The following is an 18045-nucleotide window of genomic DNA, read 5'->3' as shown; positions in this document are numbered from 1 at the left end:
GTACGGTGTACCGCGCCCCGGTCACGGCCACAAGCACATGGCGCGTTCCTTCACTTCGCGTTCGACCGGGGCGGTGGTCAGCGGCGCGGCAGCGTCAGCTCGAACCAGACCGTCTTCCCGTTCCCGGTGCGGCTGGTCCCCCATTCCCGGGCCAGCGTGCTGACCACCCGAAGACCGCGTCCGGTGTCGTCCAGGGGACCGACGCTGAGCAGCGTCGGCAGCTCGTGGTCGTCGTCGTCCACCTCGCACAGCAGGGTGTCGCCGCGCACCAGACGCAGGGCGACCGGGCGGGCATGCGCGTGCCGGACGGCGTTGGTGACCAGTTCGCTGACCAGGAGTTCGGCGGGAGCGGCCAGCTCGGCCAGGTCCCAGGCGTGCAGTTGCTCGCGGACCACCGCGCGGGCCCGGCCGGCCTCGGCCGCGTCGCGGGCCAGGCGCCATTCGGCCACGTCGTCGGGCGCGATGCCGTTGAGGCGGGCCATCAGCAGGGCGACGTCGTCCTTGCGGCCGCCGCGCGTGTTGAGGGAGCGGATGATCGTGTCGCAGGCGTCGTCCATGGACGCGGCCGGGTGGGCGGCGGACTCGCACAGGGTCGCCAGGCCCACGCCGATGTCCTCACCGCGCACCTCGACCAGCCCGTCGGTGCACATCACCAGCCGGTCGCCGGGCTCGACGCGCACCCGGACCGCCTCGAAGGGCACGCCGCCGACACCGATGGGCGCCCCCGTGGGCAGGTCCAGCAGCTCGCTGCGGCCGTCCCCGGCGCGGACCAGGACGGGCGGGATGTGCCCGGCGTTGGCCAGGTGCAGCTCGCTCGCGATCGGGTCGTAGACGGCGTACAGGCAGGTCGCGAGGTAGGTGTCGCCGAGTCGCTGGGCGAGGTCGTCGAGGTTGCGCAGCAGCTGGGCGGGCGGCAGGTCGAGTCCGGCCATCGTCTGCACGGCCGTGCGCAGCTGGCCCATCATGGCGGCCGAGTTCAGGCCGTGGCCCATGACGTCGCCGACGACGAACGCCGTGCGTCCGCCGTGCAGTTTCACCGCGTCGAACCAGTCGCCGCCGACCCGGCCGAGCAGGGTGCCCGGCAGGTAGCGGGTGGCGATGTCGCAGCCCGCCATGCGGGGCGGGATGTGCGGCAGCATGCTGTCCTGGAGCGTCTCGGCGACGTTCTCCTGGAAGGTGTACATGCGCGCGTTGTCGAGCACGAGGCCCGCGCGGGCGGCGAGTTCGGCGCCGGTGACGCGGTCCATGTCGTTGAAGACGGGCCGCTCCGGGTGCCGCAGCAGGATCATGAAGCCGAGGACGACGTTGCGCGCCTTGAGGGGCACGACCAGCATGGAGCGGCCGGTGATGAGTGGCCGGATGTCGCGCTTCTCGAACTGCGCGGCGATGGCGTGCCCCATCTCCTCGCTGATGCGCGGCACGAGGACGGGCTCGCCGCTGGTCATGCACTGGAAGAACGGCGTGTGCGCCGGGAACGGCATGGCCTCGCCGACCGGCACGACGTCGTCCCAGCGGCCGGGTTCGTCGGTGTGCTCGACGGCGACCCGGTGCCACAGGGTGGTCGTGTCGGGCACGCCCTCGGGGAAGCCCTCGCCCGCGACGACCTGCTCACGCAGATAGGTACCGGCGACGTCCGTGAAGCGGGGCACGACGGCCCTGCTGACCTCGATGATCGTGCGGGACAGGTCGAGGGAGGTGCCGATGCGGCCGCTGACCTCGTTGAGGAACTCCAGGCGCTCGCGGACGGCGGCGTACTCCAGGTCCTCGGCCTCGTCGCGCAGGTCCTCCGGCAGGGGCTCGCCCGCGGCCCGGGCCCGCGCGGCCCGCTCCCGGCGCGCCTTGCGTTCGGCGCGCCGGGCCACGCCCCAGTCGGGGGTGACGGGCACCCGGTCGTGCTGGCTGAACTCCAGGACGGGATAGCCCAGTTCGAGGATCTGCCCGACGATGCGGGCGCTCTCGCCGACGCTCATGCTGGGCAGGATCTCGGGCAGCCTGCGGGCGAGGTCCTCCGCGCCGGGGAAGTCGGTGTGCAGCGCGAAGCCCGGCGCGATCCGCTCGAAGGTCCCGTCGCCGGGGCGCAGGCCCTGCGCGTCGGCGGCGAGCACGAGCAGCCTCTCGGGCCCGGGACCGACCAGCGGATAGGCCCACCACAGGACGTCGGCGCGCTCCCGGCCGGGCGCGGCGAGGCGGGCACGGCCCGCCGCGGGGTAGGAGAGCCCGCCGTCCAGGGAGGACCCGAGGTCGGGTCCGAGGCCGTCGTCGGCGTGGGGGCCCGGCTCGTGTTCCTCCGTCAGGGCGCCGGAGACGGGCAGCAGGTCGAGGGCCGTACGGCCGACGGCCTCCTCCCTGGGGACGCCGAACAGGCGGCGTGCGCCCCGGCTCCAGTGCGACACGAGGCCCTCGCGGTCGACGACGACCACGGCCAGCGGGACGCGTCCGGGCTCGGCGGGCTCCGCCGCGTGCCCGGCTCCCGGGCTGGGAGGCGTCTCCCTCTCGCTGCCACGGTCCATGGCCCAGGCCCTCTCTCCCCACGGATCCGCAAGATCTGTGCCCGCGTCACCACCGTACGGTGACCGCCACCGGCGATGTGCGGCAATGCGCGAATTCCTCGCGCGGGGTGCGCACCGGCGTGCGACCCCGCGCGCCGTCGGAGTTCAGTCCTCGTGCCCCAGTTGCAGGTCCCGCTCGGTGCGCCCGCCGCCGGCCACCTGGAGCACGGTGGCGACGGGCGGATACCCGGCGGCGATGACGGTGTACTCGCCGGAGGACAGGTCGACGAAGCGGAACGTGCCGTCGGGACCGGTGGTGAGGGTGTCGACGACGTTGCCCGCCACGTCGAGCAGGGTGACGCGGGCGTCCTCCACGGGCCGGCCGCCTCCGGCCCGGACGGTGCCGCGCAGCACGGCGCCCCCGGCCAGCTCGATGTCGCGGCGGGTCTCGCGGGCGGCCTGGACGGTGACGGGGAGCGCGGCCGGGCGGAACGCGGGCGCGCTGGCGGCGAGGGTGTACTCGCCGGCGACCAGCTCGGTGATGACGTAGCCGCCCTCCCGGCCGCTGCGGGTGGTGGCCACGACCTCGCCGTGGACGTTGGTGAGCGTGACGGTGGCGTCCCGCACGGGGGTGCCGTCGGCGGTGACGACGCTGCCGACGAGGTTCCCGGCGCCGCCGAGGACGATGTCGAGCTCGACGGGCCGTTCGCCGACGGTCACGGAGACCGCCTGCGGCTGGTGCCCGCCGGCCGCGGCGATCAGCACGTAGGAGCCGGGGCCGGGTGTGGCGAGCGCGTAGCGGCCGTCCTCGCCGCTCGCGCCGCGCCCGGTCTGCTGTCCGGTGACGTCGATCAGCGTGAGGGCCGCGCGGGGCACGACGGTCCCGTCGTGGTGCTGCACCGAGCCGCAGACGGGCACCCCGGCGGTGTACGCGCCGCGGGCCTGCGGGATCGGGGCGTTCCCCGGCGCCGTGTCCGGGTCGGTGACGGAGGCGTTGTGGGACACCAGGGGTTTCTCCTTGAGGAAGAGGGCGACGACCAGTCCGAGGACCAGCACCGGCACCAGGTAGAGGAAGATCCGCGGCATGGCGTCGGCGTACGCCCGGATGTAGCCGTCACGCAGCGCCGGGGGCAGGGTGTGCACCAGCTGCGGGGTGACGGACTCGGGGTCGGGCAGACCGCCGGCCGCCCGCGCGGGGAGGCGGTCGGCCAGGGCGTCGGTGAGCCGGTCGGCGAAGAGGGTGCCGAAGACGGCGGCTCCGACGCTGCCGCCGATCTGCCGGAAGTAGTTGCTGGCGCTGGTCGCGGTGCCGAGGTCGGCGGGGCGCACCGCGTTCTGCACGGCGAGGATCAGCACCGGCATCACCAGGCCGATGCCGGCGCCGAGGACCGCCATCCAGAGGCTGTAGTGCAGCCGGGGCGTGCCGGCCTCCAGGCGGGACAGCAGCCACATGCCGGCGACGGAGAGGGCGCCGCCGAGGACGGGGTAGGCCTTGTAACGGCCGGTGTGGCTGATGAGCTGCCCGGCGACGATCGAGGCGCCGACGATGCCGCCCGTCATCGGCAGCATGAGCAGGCCCGACTCGGTGGCGGAGGCGCCGTCGACCATCTGCAGGTACGTCGGCAGGTAGCTGGCGGCGCCGAACAGCGCGGCACCGACCACCAGGCCGATCAGGTTGGTGACGTTGAAGACGGAGTCGCGGAACAGCCGCAGCGGGATGAGGGGTTCGGCGGCGAAGCGCTCGGCGACGAGGAAGAGGACGGTGGAGGCCGCGGCGGCGGCCCCCAGGCCGAGGATCACGCGCGAGTCCCAGGCGTGCTCGGTGCCGCCCCAGCTGGTGAGCAGGACCAGGCAGGTGGAGGCGGCGGTGAGCAGCAGCGCGCCGAGGAGGTCCAGCCGGGCTCTGACGGCCGGCTTGGGCAGCTTGAGCGCCACGGCGACGACGGCGAGCGTGAGCAGGCCGAAGGGCACGTTGATGTAGAAGCACCAGCGCCAGGAGAGGTGGTCCGTGAAGTAGCCGCCGAGCAGTGGCCCGGCCACCGAGGCGAGCCCGAAGGCGGCGCCGATCAGACCCATGTAACGGGCGCGCCGCCGGGGCGGCACGATGTCGGCGATGATCGCCTGGACGCCGATCATGAGGCCGCCCGCCCCGATGCCCTGCAGCGCGCGGAAGGCGATGAGCTGGTCCATGGTCCGGGCGCGGCCCGCGAGCGCGGAGCCGGCCACGAAGACGACGATGGCGAACTGGAAGACGCCCTTCCGGCCGAGCAGGTCGCCGAGCTTGCCGTAGATCGGCAGGCCGACCGTGGCGGTGAGCAGATAGGCGGTGATCGCCCAGGACATCCGGTCCAGGCCGTGCAGTTCGCCGACGATCTTCGGCAGGGCCGTGGCGACGATCATCTGCTCCAAGGCGGCCAGGAGCAGGGCCAGCATGAGCGCGAGGAAGATCAACCGCACCCGGCGGGGGCTCAGTTCGGCGGCCGGGGGCGGTGGTGGGGCGGGGGTGTCGGGAGGTGCCACCGCCGGTTCGTCCTGCGCCAGAGTGATCCCGCCCACTCACCGCTCCCCTCGTCGCGCTGCCACACCATTCCCGCGTAAAAGCGACAACTATGAGCAAGCGCGACGAGTTACGGCACACAGCCGAGCGGTACGGAGATCACCCGAACCGGTGAGAGGCACAACACCCGTGCCTCACTTGGGGCTTGAGCCCGCGGTGCCTACTTCTCGACCTCGGCGGCGAGCCTGGCGAGCAGCGCGTCGTAGATCCGGGCGAGGCCCTTGGGCGCGAAGGTCTTCTCGAAGAAGCCGCCGATGCCGCCGGCGCCGGTCCAGGTGGTGGTGACCACGACGCGGGACTTGCCCTCGCCGGCCGGGGTGACGCGCCAGGTGGTGACCATGGAGGAGTTGCGGTCCTTCTCGACCAGCTCCCCGTCGGTGGGCTCGGTCACCTCCAGCAGGCAGTCGCGCACGCGCTTGCTGGTGGCCTGGAGCTTCCAGTGGACGAGGGTGCCCTCGCCGTCGCCGCCCTCGCGGACCTCGTACTCGCTGAACTGCTCGGGCATCAGCCTCGCACGCGTGCCGCTGTAGTCGGCGAGGGCGTCGAACACCGTCTCCGCGTCCGCCGCGACGATCCGCTCCGTAGTGGCCTCGACCTGCGCCATCGCTCTCCTCCAGGACCTGGTTGCTCGGGGGTCGGGGCAAGCCAACCACCCCGCCGCCCGGGCCCCCAAATCGGGGGCGTCCCATCCGGTCGAACACGTTCGGAAAACACCCTCGCACGATCAAGGGAACATGTGTTCTATTCTGTGGTCAGTGCTACCGAGGAGGCGCCATGCGCTGGGAGAACCTCACAGCGGACTCCGAACACGGCCGGGCCGACGCCGCGCTGTTCGGCGCGGACGCGGTGACGACCCGTACCTTCGACACGCCGGAGTTCCGTGGGATCACGTTCCACGAGATCCGCGCCCGGTCGATCATCAACCGGGTGCCGGCGGTCTCCCGGATGTCGTTCCAGTGGACGGTGAACCCCTACCGGGGCTGCTCGCACGCGTGCGTGTACTGCTTCGCCCGCAAGACGCACAGCTATCTCGACCTCGACACCGGACTGGGCTTCGACAGCCAGATCGTCGTCAAGGTCAACGCGCCGGAGCTGCTGCGCCGGCAGCTGGCCTCGCACCGCTGGCAGGGCGAGCACATCGCCATGGGCACGAACGTCGACTGCTACCAGCGCGCCGAGGGCCGCTACCGGCTGATGCCCGGCATCATCGCGGCCCTGCGCGACCGCGCGAACCCCTTCTCGATCCTGACCAAGGGCACGCTGATCCTGCGCGACCTCGACCTGATCCGGCAGGCGGCGGAGGTGACCGACGTCGGCATCTCCGTCTCGGTCGGCTTCACCGACCAGGAGCTGTGGCGCACCGTCGAGCCGGGCACACCCGCGCCGGAGCGGCGTCTGGAGGTCGTCCGGGCCTTCGGCGAGCACGGCATCGGCTGCGGCGTGCTGATGGCGCCGGTCATCCCGTTCCTGAGCGACCGGCCCGACCAACTGCGGGCGACCGTACGGGCGATAGCCGCCTCCGGCGCCACGTCCGTCACTCCGCTGGTACTGCACCTGCGGCCCGGCGCTCGCGAGTGGTTCATGACCTGGCTGGGACAGCACCACCCGTACCTGGTGCCACGCTACGAGCGGCTGTACGCGGACGGCTCCTACGCGCCGAAGTGGTACCAGCGCCGGATCACCCGTCAGGTGCACGAACTGGCCGAGGAGTACGGCATCGGGCCCACGCGCCGGGGGACGCCCCGGCGGATCCGGCCTCCCGAGCCGGCGGCGGAGCCGCCCGTGTCCGGCCCCATCCAACTTTCGCTTCTTTAGGAGCATACGAGCGCATCCGAAGATCCGATCGGGTCATGAGTTTTACGGAATGAGTTCTTCCGGGACCGCTTTCCGGGACGATGCGGCGAGGACGGTGACCCTCGCGGGCCTCGATCCCGCCGTCCTGGGAGGACTCCATGAGAAAACGCGCAGCCGCGCTGTGCGGTGCCGCCGTCGTCGTGGCCGGGACCTTCACGGCCGTTCCCGCCGAGGCGAGCGCACCCAGCTCCGCGCACTCCGTGCCCACCGCGAAACTCACCTGGAAGAACTGCGCCACCGACACCTACCCGACGCTGCAGTGCGCGTCCCTGAAGGTGCCGCTGGACCACCGCAGGCCGCAGGGCCGGCAGATCACCCTCGCCCTGTCCCGCGTGCCGCACACCGCCAAGACGTACCAGGGGCCGCTCCTGGTCAACCCGGGCGGTCCCGGCGGCAGCGGTCTGACGCTCGCCGGCTTCGTCGCGTCCGCGCTGCCGAAGAAGGTCGCGGCCCAGTACGACGTCATCGGCTTCGACCCACGCGGCGTGGGCGCGAGCAAGCCCGCACTGGACTGCCGGCCGGGCCACTTCGACCCGGTCCGCCCGAACTCCCTGCCGACCTCGCCCGCGATCGAGAAGGCCAACCTCGACCGCGCCAAGTCCTTCGCCGCGGCCTGCGGCAAGAAGTACGGCGACCTGCTGCCGTACATCAACACCACCAGCGCCGTGCGCGACATGGACGCCGTCCGGCGGGCCCTGGGCGCCCAGAAGATCAACTACTTCGGCTACTCCTACGGCACGTACCTGGGCGCGGTCTACGCCAAGTTCTTCCCGGAGCGGGTGCGGCGGCTGGTCCTGGACTCCGTGGTCGACCCGACGGACGTCTGGTACGAGGCCAACCTCAACCAGGACCTCGCCTTCAACGACCGCCACCGCGCCTTCCTGGCCTGGGTCGCCCGGTACGACACGACCTACAAGCTGGGCACCGACCCCGAGAAGGTCGAGGCCAAGTGGTACGCCATGCGTTCCGCCCTGGCGAAGAAGCCGGCGGGCGGCACCGTGGGCGCCTCGGAACTGGAGGACACCTTCCTGCCGGGCGGTTACTACAACGGCTACTGGCCGAGCCTCGCCGAGGCGTTCGCGGCCTGGGTCAACGACAAGGATCCCGAGCCGCTGGTCGAGGCGTACGAGAACTTCGGCGCGGTCGACGCCTCGGGGGACAACGGCTACAGCGTCTACACCTCCGTGCAGTGCCGCGACGCCGGCTGGCCACGTGACTGGCGGCGGTGGCGCGAGGACAACTGGGCGGTGTACGAGAAGGCGCCGTTCATGACCTGGAACAACGCCTGGTACAACGCGCCCTGCGCGTTCTGGCCGACGGACTCGCTGCGTCCGGTGAACGTCGCCAACGGCAAGCTGCCGCCGGTGCTGCTGTTCCAGGCGACGGGCGACGCGGCCACTCCGTACGAGGGCGCCGTCACGGCCCACCGCCTGCTGGCCCGCTCCAGCCTGGTCGTCGAGGAGGGCGGCGGCAACCACGGCATCACGCTGAGCGGGAACGCCTGCCTGGACGCGCACTTGGCGGCGTATCTGACCGACGGCACCGTGCCGCGCGGGTACGGCGCCGCCGACGCCGTGTGCGAGGCGCTGCCGGACCCGGAGCCGGCGGCGTCGGCCGAGGGGGCGTCGAAGAAGGCGGGATCGGCCGCCGGCAAGGGCTCGACACTGCACGGCCTGCTCGGCTTCCGCGGCTGAGCGGTTGACGGACCGTCCGTCCGGGGGCGGGCCTGTCGGACCCATGGTCCACCATGGACCCATGAGTGAGCTGACGAGGATCCCCGCCCCCGACGGAGTCGCCCCCGCGGCGCAGTACAGCCATGTGGTCATGGGCACGGGCCGTCTCGTGGCGATCGCCGGCCAGCTCCCGCTCGACGAGCAGGGCCGGCCGGTCGGCGCGGGCGACCCGGCGGCACAGGCCCGCCAGGTCTTCGAGAACCTCCGGCGGTGCCTCGCCGCCGCCGGGGCGAGCTTCGACGACGTCGTCAAGCTCACCTACTTCGTCACGGACACGGCCCACCTGCCCGCGATCCGGGCCGCCCGAGCGGCTTACATACCCGACGACCGGCTCCCGGCCGCGTCGGCGGTGCGGGTCGCCGGGCTGGTCCGCCCCGAGTGCCTGCTGGAGATCGAGGCGTTCGCCGTGGTGGCCGGGTGACTGGCCTGCGCGTACGGGAGATGACGCTCGCCGACTGCGAGCGCGTCGCGGAGATCCGGGTCCGTGGCTGGCAGCATGCGTACCGGGGCATGGTGCCGCAGTCCTACCTCGACGGGCTCGACGTCGCGGAGGACGCCGAGCGGCGCCGCGCCCTTCTCGCGCGGGCCGACGGCACGGTGGTGAACCTGGTCGCCGAGGACGCGGGCGGCGAGGTCGTCGGCTGGGGCTGCCACGGCCCGTACCGGGAGGGCGAAGTCCGCACCGGGGACGCCGAGTTGTACGCGATCTACGTCCATCCGGACCATCTCGGGCAGGGTGCGGGGCAGGCCCTGCTCGCGGAAACCGTCTCGCGCTGCGCCGCCGCGGGCCACGGCCGCCTCCTGCTGTGGGTGCTCAAGGAGAACGTCCGGGCCCGCCGCTTCTACGAACGGGCCGGTCTGCGGCCGGACGGCGCCGTGGCGCCCTTCGAGGTCGAGGGCGTGATGGTGCCGGAGGTGCGCTACGCCGGACCGCTCTGACTCACCGCTGTTTCGGGATCCGCCCCAGTGCGCGCACGGCCGCCTCCGCCAGCGCCGGGTGCGCCAGGGCCTCGTTCAGCACGGGTCCGGCCCGGCCGTCGCCCAGGGTGCCGAGCCCGTCCACGCAGGCGAGGGCCACCCGGCGGTACGGATCGTGCGGGCGCAGCCGGCGCCGCAGGGTGGTGATCAGCGCGGGCACGGCCTCCGGAGCACGCAGCTCCACCAGCAGGCGGACCGGGTGCAGGGCGTAGGCGACGCGCAGTTCGTTGGTGGCGAGGGCGGCGGCCGCGCGGGCGGTGCGCGGGTCGCCGAGGCGGGCGAGGGCGTACGCGGCGGAGGCGCAGCGCGGCGGATCACGGTGGTTCAGCAGCAGCACGAGGGACTCGAAGGCCCGCCGGTCCCCCGCCAGACCGAGCCGGAACGCCGCCAGCTCCCGGGCCCACAGCGGCTGCCCGGGCTCGGTCAGCACCCCCGCGAGGGCGTCGAGGTCGTCGGTCGCCACGAGCCGCTCGAACGCGGGCGACGTCCCCGACTCCTGCCGTAAGCGCTCCGTGAGTGATCGCAACTCTTCGTCCATGACACCGAGGTTAGGACTCCGGCCCGCCGCTCGGGACGTACATCACAAAGACGGGGACTGGCGCGCTCGTTACCCGCCAGTTAAGCTCAGACGAGCGAGTTACCCACTCGCTTCCCTGCCGACGGTCTGGTGACGCGGCCGCCGCAGGAGCAGTCGGTTCGGTGCCTCAGGTACCGCAGTACGACCCGGCCCCGGGACAGGGCCGGTCGGAACGGCCGTTCACCCCGGGCGTGTGCACGCCCGCGAGCGACGGCACCGGGCGTGTGCGCATGGCAGCCCGGACCACACCCGCACTCCTCACGCGCCCGGTGCGCCCCGGAATCCGGCTCTCGCCGGCTCTCCCGGCGCACCCGGGACGCGTTCCCCGTCGTCACCACCCTCATCCTGGAGTCCCGCGATGGCCACTCCCCTTTCCGACCCGTCCCTGTCCCCGCTGCGGACCGTCGCCGTCGTCGGCCTCGGCACGATGGGCACCGGCATCGCCGAGGTGCTCGCCAAGGCCGGCCGCGAGGTCGTCGGCATCGACATCAGCGAGGCCCAGGCCGCGCAGTGCGTCGCCGCCCTGGAGGCCTCCACCGCCCGTGGCGTCGAGCGCGGGCGGCTGACCGAGCAGGAGCGCGCCGAGATCCTGGCCCGGGTCCGCACCTCCGCCGACCTGCGGGCCGCGGCCGAGGCCGACCTGGTCATCGAGGTCGCGCCCGAGTCGTACGAGGTCAAGCAGCAGATCTTCCGGGAGCTCGACGGGATCGTGCGTCCCGGGACCATCCTGGCGACCGGCACCAACGCCCTGTCCGTCACACGGCTGGCCGCCGACTCGGCGCATCCCGAGCGGGTGCTGGGCCTGCACTTCTTCAACCCGGCCCCGGCCATGAAGCTGGTCGAGGTCGTCTCCTCGGTGCTGACCGCGCCGGCGGCCGTCACGGCGGTCACCGACCTCGCGCTCGACCTGGGCAAGGAGCCCGTCGCGGTCGGCGACCGGCCCGGATTCGTCGCCGACGGCCTGCTCTTCGGCTATCTCAACCAGGCCGCCGCGATGTACGAGGCGAAGTACGCCTCCCGCGAGGACATCGACGCCGCGATGCGGCTCGGCTGCGGTCTGCCCATGGGTCCGCTGGCTCTGCTCGACCTGATCGGCGTCGACACCGCCCGCACGGTCCTGGACGCCATGTACGCCGAGTCCCGCGACCGGCTGCACGCCCCCGCGCCGATCCTCAAGCAGCTCAGCGAGGCCGGCCTGACGGGCCGCAAGGCGGGGCGCGGCTTCTACACGTACGAGGCGCCGGGCAGCGGCACGGTGGTGCCGGACGCGCTCACCCCGCAGGAGGGCGGCGACACGGTCGCCGGCCGCACGGTCCGCTCGGTCGGTGTCGCGGGCTCCGGCACGATGGCCTCCGGGATCGCCGAGGTCTTCGCCAAGGCCGGGTTCGAGGTCGTGCTGGCCGCCCGCAGCGAGGAGAAGGCGCAGACCGCCAAGGCCCGCATCGGCAAGTCCCTGGCCCGCTCGGTCGACAAGGGCCGGCTGACCGCCGAGGCGGCCGCCGCGACCCTGGACCGCATCACGGCCACGGGCACGTACGACGACTTCGCCGGCGTCGACCTGGCCCTGGAGGCGGTCGCCGAGGACCTGGAGGTCAAGCGGCAGCTGTTCGCCGCGCTGGACAAGGTCTGCAAGCCGGGCGCGATCCTGGCCACCACGACCTCGTCCCTGCCGGTCGTCGCCTGCGCCCGGGCCACCTCGCGTCCGCAGGACGTGATCGGCATGCACTTCTTCAACCCGGCGCCGGCCATGAAGCTGGTCGAGGTGGTCCGCACGGTGCTGACCGCCGACGACGTCCACGCCACGGTCCGCGAGGTCTGCGGCAGGATCAGGAAGCACGCCGTCGACTGCGGGGACCGCGCCGGTTTCATCGTGAACGCGCTGCTGTTCCCCTACCTCAACAACGCGATCAAGATGGTCCAGGAGCACTACGCCTCGCTGGACGACATCGACGCGGCGATGAAGCTGGGCGGCGGCTACCCGATGGGCCCGTTCGAGCTGCTGGACGTCGTCGGACTCGATGTCTCGCTCGCCATCGAGAAGGTCCTGCACCGCGAGTTCCGCGACCCGGGCCTCGCCCCGGCGCCGCTGCTGGAGCACCTGGTGGCCGCGGGCTGCCTCGGCCGCAAGACCGGCCGTGGCTTCCGCGAATATGCCAAGCGCTGACCGTCCCGGCGACTGGTTCCGGTCCGGCTCCGAGTGGGGCGGCCTGCTCGGCCCGGACCGGTTCCCGCCCCTGTCCGGCGCGGGCGGCGAACCGGCTCATGCGCACCGAGCTGCGCACATGCAGTACGTTCAGGGCATGTCCCAGCCCGCCAAGTCCGCACGTACACCAGCTACGACCGACGCGCCGGAACGTGCCGCAGGCTCCCGTGCCGCCGCCCAGCGGCTCAAGATGCGCCGGGAACTGGCGGCCGCCGCGATGGAGCTGTTCGCGACCAAGGGGTACGAGGCGACCACCGTCGACGAGATCGCGGCCCAGGCCGGGGTCGCCCGCCGCACCTTCTTCCGCCACTTCCGCTCCAAGGAAGAGGCGATCTTCCCCGACCACGACGACACCCTCATCCGCGCCGAGGCGGTGCTCAACGCCGCCCCGGCGCACGAGCATCCGCTCGACACGGTGTGCCGCGGCATCAAGGAAGTCATGCGGATGTACGCGGCCCGGCCGGAGATCTCGGTCGCCCGCTACAAGCTGACGCGCGAGGTGCCCACCCTGCGCGAGGCGGAGATCGCGTCGGTGGCCCGCTACGAGCGTCTGTTCACCCGCTACCTCCTCGGCCACTTCGACGAGCGCGCGCACGCCGACGACGCCAACGACGACCCGCTGCTGGCGGAGGTCGCCGCGTCGGCGGTCGTCACCGCCCACAACCACGTCCTGCGGCGCTGGCTGAGGGCCGGCGGGCAGGGGGACGTGGAGGCGCAGCTCGACCACGCCTTCGCCATCGTGCGCCGGACCTTCGGCACCGGGATCGGCGCCGGGCGCTCGGCGGAGCCGCAGCCGGCCGCGGCCACGGCCTCGGCGCAGGGTGAGGTGCTGGTCACGGTCGCCCGCACCGACGCCCCGCTGGACGAGGTCATGCGGACGATCGAGCAGGCGCTCAAGGAGCGCTGAGCGGCTCACCGCACTGTGATGACGGCCACCCTTCGGGGTGGCCGTTTTGGCATGTCAGGGGCCTTTTTGCGGGGCCTCGGCGAGGCCGTTCGATCGATCATCGCTCATGTGTTACGCAAAGATTTCATCTGAGAGCAAGTTCTGGCACTCAGTGCCTTGCGGGGTGACACGCGGTGTCATACGTTGAAGGGGTCCGGGCGGCGTCCCAACGGGCTCCGCGCCCGTCCGCCCCGGACGCCTGCGTCACAGGCAACCTCCCGCGCCACCAGCGCTGCCGAACAGCACCACCGCCGAACCGACGGCACCCTCCCGACCCTCAGCAGCACCGACGTAACCATCGGCGCCCCTCCCTCAGGGCGCTCACCGCCGGAGGCAACACCGTGACCGTGAAGGACATCCTGGCCGCGATCCAGTCGCCCGACTCCACGTCGGAGGACTTCGCCGCCCTCCCGCTCCCCGAGTCGTACCGCGCGATCACCGTGCACAAGGACGAGACGGAGATGTTCGCCGGGCTCGCCACGCGCGACAAGGACCCCCGCAAGTCGATCCACCTGGACGAGGTGCCGCTGCCCGAGCTCGGCCCGGGCGAGGCCCTGGTGGCCGTCATGGCCTCCTCGGTCAACTACAACTCGGTGTGGACGTCGATCTTCGAGCCGCTGTCCACCTTCGGCTTCCTGGAGCGCTACGGCCGCACCAGCGACCTGGCCAAGCGCCACGACCTGCCGTACCACATCATCGGCTCCGACCTCGCGGGCGTCGTCCTGCGCACCGGCCCGGGCGTCAACGCCTGGCGGCCCGGTGACGAGGTCGTCGCGCACTGCCTGTCCGTCGAGCTGGAGTCGTCCGACGGCCACAACGACACGATGCTCGACCCGGAGCAGCGGATCTGGGGCTTCGAGACCAACTTCGGCGGCCTCGCCGAGATCGCCCTGGTGAAGTCCAACCAGCTCATGCCCAAGCCCGACCACCTCAGCTGGGAGGAGGCCGCCGCTCCCGGCCTGGTCAACTCCACCGCCTACCGGCAGCTGGTCTCCCGCAACGGCGCCGCCATGAAGCAGGGCGACAACGTGCTCATCTGGGGCGCGAGCGGCGGACTGGGCAGCTACGCCACGCAGTTCGCGCTGGCCGGCGGCGCCAACCCCATCTGTGTCGTCTCCTCCCCGCAGAAGGCGGAGATCTGCCGGTCCATGGGCGCCGAGGCGATCATCGACCGCAACGCCGAGGGTTACAAGTTCTGGAAGGACGAGAACACCCAGGACCCCAAGGAGTGGAAGCGCTTCGGCAAGCGCATCCGCGAGCTCACCGGCGGCGAGGACATCGACATCGTCTTCGAGCACCCCGGCCGCGAGACCTTCGGCGCGTCCGTCTTCGTCACCCGCAAGGGCGGCACCATCACCACCTGCGCCTCCACCTCGGGCTACATGCACGAGTACGACAACCGCTACCTGTGGATGTCCCTGAAGCGGATCATCGGCTCGCACTTCGCCAACTACCGCGAGGCCTGGGAGGCCAACCGGCTCATCGCGAAGGGCAAGATCCACCCGACCCTGTCCAAGGTGTACTCCCTGGAGGACACCGGCCAGGCCGCCTTCGACGTGCACCGCAACCTGCACCAGGGCAAGGTCGGCGTGCTGTGCATGGCCCCCGAGGAGGGCCTGGGCGTGCGCGACGAGGCCAAGCGCGCCCAGCACATCGACGCCATCAACCGCTTCCGGAACATCTGAGGAGCGCTGCATGACTGAGCGTCAGCCCGCCGAAGGCAGGCGGGAGAAGGACCGGCCGTGGCTCATGCGCACGTACGCCGGTCACTCCACGGCCGAGGCGTCCAACGAGCTGTACCGGCGCAACCTCGCCAAGGGCCAGACGGGTCTGTCGGTGGCGTTCGACCTGCCGACGCAGACCGGCTACGACTCCGACCACATCCTCGCCCGCGGCGAGGTGGGCCGGGTCGGCGTGCCGATCGCGCACGTCGGTGACATGCGCCGGCTGTTCCAGGACATCCCCCTGGAGCAGATGAACACCTCGATGACCATCAACGCCACGGCCATGTGGCTGCTGGCGCTCTACCAGGTCGTCGCCGAGGAGCAGGGTGCGGACATCACCAAGCTCCAGGGCACGACCCAGAACGACATCGTCAAGGAGTACCTGTCCCGGGGGACGCACGTCTTCCCCCCGGGACCCTCCCTCCGCCTGACGACGGACATGATCGCGTACACGGTCTCCCACCTGCCGAAGTGGAACCCGATCAACATCTGCAGCTACCACCTGCAGGAGGCGGGCGCCACGCCGGTGCAGGAGATCGCCTACGCGATGTCCACCGCGATCGCCGTGCTCGACGCCGTGCGCGACTCCGGCCAGGTGCCGCAGGAGCGCATGGGCGATGTCGTCGGCCGGATCTCGTTCTTCGTGAACGCGGGTGTCCGCTTCATCGAGGAGATGTGCAAGATGCGCGCCTTCGGCCGCATCTGGGACAAGGTCACCCGCGAGCGGTACGGCATCGAGAACCCCAAGCACCGCCGCTTCCGCTACGGCGTCCAGGTCAACTCCCTGGGCCTGACGGAGGCGCAGCCGGAGAACAACGTCCAGCGGATCGTGCTGGAGATGCTGGCCGTCACCCTCTCCAAGGACGCCCGCGCGCGTGCCGTGCAGCTGCCCGCCTGGAACGAGGCCCTCGGCCTGCCCCGCCCCTGGGACCAGCAGTGGTCCCTGCGCATCCAGCAGGTGCTGGCGTACGAGAGCGACCTGCTGGAGTACGAGGACATCTTCGAGGGCTCGAAGGTGATCGAGGAGAAGGTCGACGGACTGGTCGAGGCGGCGCTCGCCGAGATGGACCGCATCGAGGAGATGGGCGGCGCGATGGCGGCCGTCGAGTCCGGCTACCTCAAGTCGCAGCTGGTCGCCTCGCACGCCGAGCGGCGGGGCCGGATCGAGTCCGGCCAGGAGAAGATCGTCGGCGTCAACATCTTCGAGGGCACCGAGCCCAACCCGCTCACCGCCGACCTGGACACCGCGATCCAGACGGTGGACCCGGCGGTGGAGGCCCGGGTCATCGAGGCGCTGCAGCAATGGCGCGACAGCCGCTACCAGCCGCCCTTCAACCACCCGCGGCCCTGCAAGGCCCTGGAGCGGCTGAAGGAGGCGGCCCGCGGCACGGAGAACCTCATGGAGGCCACCCTGGAGTGCGCCCGCGCCGGCGCGACGACCGGCGAGTGGGCCGGGGCTCTGCGCGAGGTGTTCGGCGAGTTCCGGGCGCCCACGGGCGTCTCCTCGGCGCCGGTGGCCGTCCCCGTCGAGGAGGGCAGCACGCTCGCCCTGGTGCGCCGCAAGGTGGACCTGACGGCCGAGGACCTGGGCGTGGGCAAGCTGCGCTTCCTGGTCGGCAAGCCGGGCCTGGACGGGCACTCCAACGGCGCCGAGCAGATCGCGGTGCGCGCCCGGGACGCCGGCTTCGAGGTGGTCTACCAGGGCATCCGCCTGACGCCCGAGCAGATCGTGGACGCGGCCCTCGCGGAGGACGTGCACGCGGTCGGGCTGTCCATCCTGTCCGGCTCGCACGCCCAGCTGGTGCCGGACGTCCTCGAACGGCTCCGTGTGGCCGGTGCCACAGACATCCCGGTGATCGCCGGTGGCATCATCCCGAATGGTGACGCCGAGCAGCTCAGGCAAGCCGGAGTGGCCGCGGTCTTCACCCCGAAGGACTTCGACATCACCGGGATCATCGGCCGCATCGTCGACGAGATCCGGAAAGCGAACAAGCTCGACCCCCTGGAGGTCCCCGCATGACCACGGTCAACCGCCTTCGCCCCCGGCGTTCCTGCCTGGCGGTACCGGGCTCGAACCCGCGCTTCCTGGAGAAGGCCCAGGGCCTCCCGGCGGACCAGGTCTTCCTCGACCTGGAGGACGCCTGCGCCCCGCTGGCCAAGCCCGAGGCGCGGCACACCATCGTCAAGTTCCTCAACGAGGGCGACTGGACGGGCAAGACGCGCGTGGTCCGGGTCAACGACTGGACGACCGAGTGGACGTACCGCGACGTCGTCACGGTCGTCGAGGGGGCCGGCCAGAACCTCGACTGCATCATGCTGCCGAAGGTCCAGGACGCGCAGCAGATCGTCGCCCTCGACCTGCTGCTGACGCAGATCGAGAAGACGATGGGCTTCGAGGTCGGCAAGATCGGCATCGAGGCGCAGATCGAGAACGCGCAGGGCCTGAACAACGTCAACGAGATCGCGCAGGCCTCCCAGCGCGTGGAGACCATCATCTTCGGCCCGGCCGACTTCATGGCCTCCATCAACATGAAGTCGCTGGTCGTGGGCGAGCAGCCGCCCGGCTACCCGGCGGACGCCTACCACTACATCCTGATGAAGATCCTGATGGCCGCCCGCGCCAACAACCTCCAGGCGATCGACGGCCCTTACCTGCAGATCCGCAACGTCGACGGCTACCGCGAGGTCGCGCAGCGCGCCGCCGCGCTCGGCTTCGACGGCAAGTGGGTGCTGCACCCCGGCCAGGTCGAGGCGTCCAACGAGATCTTCTCGCCGTCCCAGGAGGACTACGACCACGCCGAGCTGATCCTGGACGCGTACGACTACTACACGTCCGAGGCGGGCGGCAAGAAGGGCTCGGCGATGCTCGGCGACGAGATGATCGACGAGGCCAGCCGCAAGATGGCCCTGGTCATCGCGGGCAAGGGACGCGCCGCCGGCATGCAGCGCACCAGCACGTTCGAGATCCCGGAGGCCTGAGCGCG

The 18045-nt window shown here is 71.8% G+C and carries 13 protein-coding genes; 9 read left to right on the top strand and 4 right to left on the bottom strand.

What is annotated here, in order from left to right; all coding sequences use genetic code 11:
• Positions 1 to 77: 77 nt before the first annotated feature.
• The 3 genes from ACIGAQ_RS02750 to ACIGAQ_RS02740 all read right to left on the bottom strand — a co-directional run bounded on the left by ACIGAQ_RS02750 (position 78) and on the right by ACIGAQ_RS02740 (position 5650).
• A complete protein-coding gene (locus tag ACIGAQ_RS02750) occupies positions 78 to 2510 on the bottom strand; it encodes a SpoIIE family protein phosphatase (RefSeq protein ID WP_399778656.1) in 2433 nt (810 codons plus the stop codon).
• A gap of 144 nt (positions 2511 to 2654) precedes the next feature.
• Complete coding sequence (locus ACIGAQ_RS02745; protein WP_362282358.1) at positions 2655 to 5045, bottom strand: MFS transporter; 2391 nt, start codon at positions 5043 to 5045, stop codon at positions 2655 to 2657.
• 161 nt (positions 5046 to 5206) lie between these two features.
• Positions 5207 to 5650, bottom strand: coding sequence for an SRPBCC family protein (locus ACIGAQ_RS02740; RefSeq protein WP_311680918.1), 444 nt, complete (start codon positions 5648 to 5650; stop codon positions 5207 to 5209).
• Between the two features lie 170 nt (positions 5651 to 5820).
• Here ACIGAQ_RS02740 and ACIGAQ_RS02735 point away from each other — a divergent pair, with 170 nt between their 5' ends.
• The 4 genes from ACIGAQ_RS02735 to ACIGAQ_RS02720 all read left to right on the top strand — a co-directional run bounded on the left by ACIGAQ_RS02735 (position 5821) and on the right by ACIGAQ_RS02720 (position 9572).
• Positions 5821 to 6861 (top strand): Rv2578c family radical SAM protein, encoded by a 1041-nt coding sequence (locus tag ACIGAQ_RS02735; RefSeq protein WP_399778653.1) that lies wholly within the window; start codon positions 5821 to 5823, stop codon positions 6859 to 6861.
• A 137-nt stretch (positions 6862 to 6998) separates the two neighbouring features.
• Complete coding sequence (locus ACIGAQ_RS02730) at positions 6999 to 8594, top strand: alpha/beta hydrolase (RefSeq protein WP_399778651.1); 1596 nt, start codon at positions 6999 to 7001, stop codon at positions 8592 to 8594.
• A gap of 61 nt (positions 8595 to 8655) precedes the next feature.
• Positions 8656 to 9054 (top strand): RidA family protein, encoded by a 399-nt coding sequence (locus tag ACIGAQ_RS02725; protein WP_362282352.1) that lies wholly within the window; start codon positions 8656 to 8658, stop codon positions 9052 to 9054.
• 20 nt (positions 9055 to 9074) lie between these two features.
• Complete coding sequence (locus ACIGAQ_RS02720) at positions 9075 to 9572, top strand: GNAT family N-acetyltransferase (protein WP_311681179.1); 498 nt, start codon at positions 9075 to 9077, stop codon at positions 9570 to 9572.
• 1 nt (position 9573) lies between these two features.
• Here the strand turns inward: ACIGAQ_RS02720 and ACIGAQ_RS02715 are convergent, their stop codons facing one another.
• Complete coding sequence (locus ACIGAQ_RS02715; protein ID WP_399778649.1) at positions 9574 to 10149, bottom strand: adenylosuccinate lyase; 576 nt, start codon at positions 10147 to 10149, stop codon at positions 9574 to 9576.
• Between the two features lie 397 nt (positions 10150 to 10546).
• Here ACIGAQ_RS02715 and ACIGAQ_RS02710 point away from each other — a divergent pair, with 397 nt between their 5' ends.
• The 5 genes from ACIGAQ_RS02710 (at position 10547) to ACIGAQ_RS02690 (ending at position 18040) form a co-directional block, all read left to right on the top strand.
• Positions 10547 to 12352, top strand: coding sequence for a 3-hydroxybutyryl-CoA dehydrogenase (locus ACIGAQ_RS02710; protein ID WP_311680912.1), 1806 nt, complete (start codon positions 10547 to 10549; stop codon positions 12350 to 12352).
• 136 nt (positions 12353 to 12488) lie between these two features.
• Positions 12489 to 13298 (top strand): TetR family transcriptional regulator, encoded by an 810-nt coding sequence (locus ACIGAQ_RS02705; protein ID WP_399778647.1) that lies wholly within the window; start codon positions 12489 to 12491, stop codon positions 13296 to 13298.
• Between the two features lie 380 nt (positions 13299 to 13678).
• A complete protein-coding gene (gene ccrA, locus ACIGAQ_RS02700; protein WP_311680910.1) occupies positions 13679 to 15022 on the top strand; it encodes a crotonyl-CoA carboxylase/reductase in 1344 nt (447 codons plus the stop codon).
• 10 nt (positions 15023 to 15032) lie between these two features.
• On the top strand, positions 15033 to 17081 hold the full coding sequence (locus ACIGAQ_RS02695; RefSeq protein WP_311680909.1) for a protein meaA: 2049 nt from the start codon (positions 15033 to 15035) through the stop codon (positions 17079 to 17081).
• Entirely contained in the window at positions 17078 to 18040 is a 963-nt protein-coding gene (locus ACIGAQ_RS02690) for a CoA ester lyase (protein ID WP_362282344.1), read from the top strand. The genes ACIGAQ_RS02695 and ACIGAQ_RS02690 overlap by 4 nt, the downstream gene beginning before the upstream one ends.
• Positions 18041 to 18045: the final 5 nt, after the last annotated feature.

This window comes from Streptomyces sp. NPDC085932, from assembly GCF_044540525.1.
Lineage (GTDB): Bacteria > Actinomycetota > Actinomycetes > Streptomycetales > Streptomycetaceae > Streptomyces > Streptomyces levis.
The sequence above is the reverse complement of the archived record's forward strand: the minus strand, read 5'-3'. Positions and strand labels throughout refer to the sequence as shown.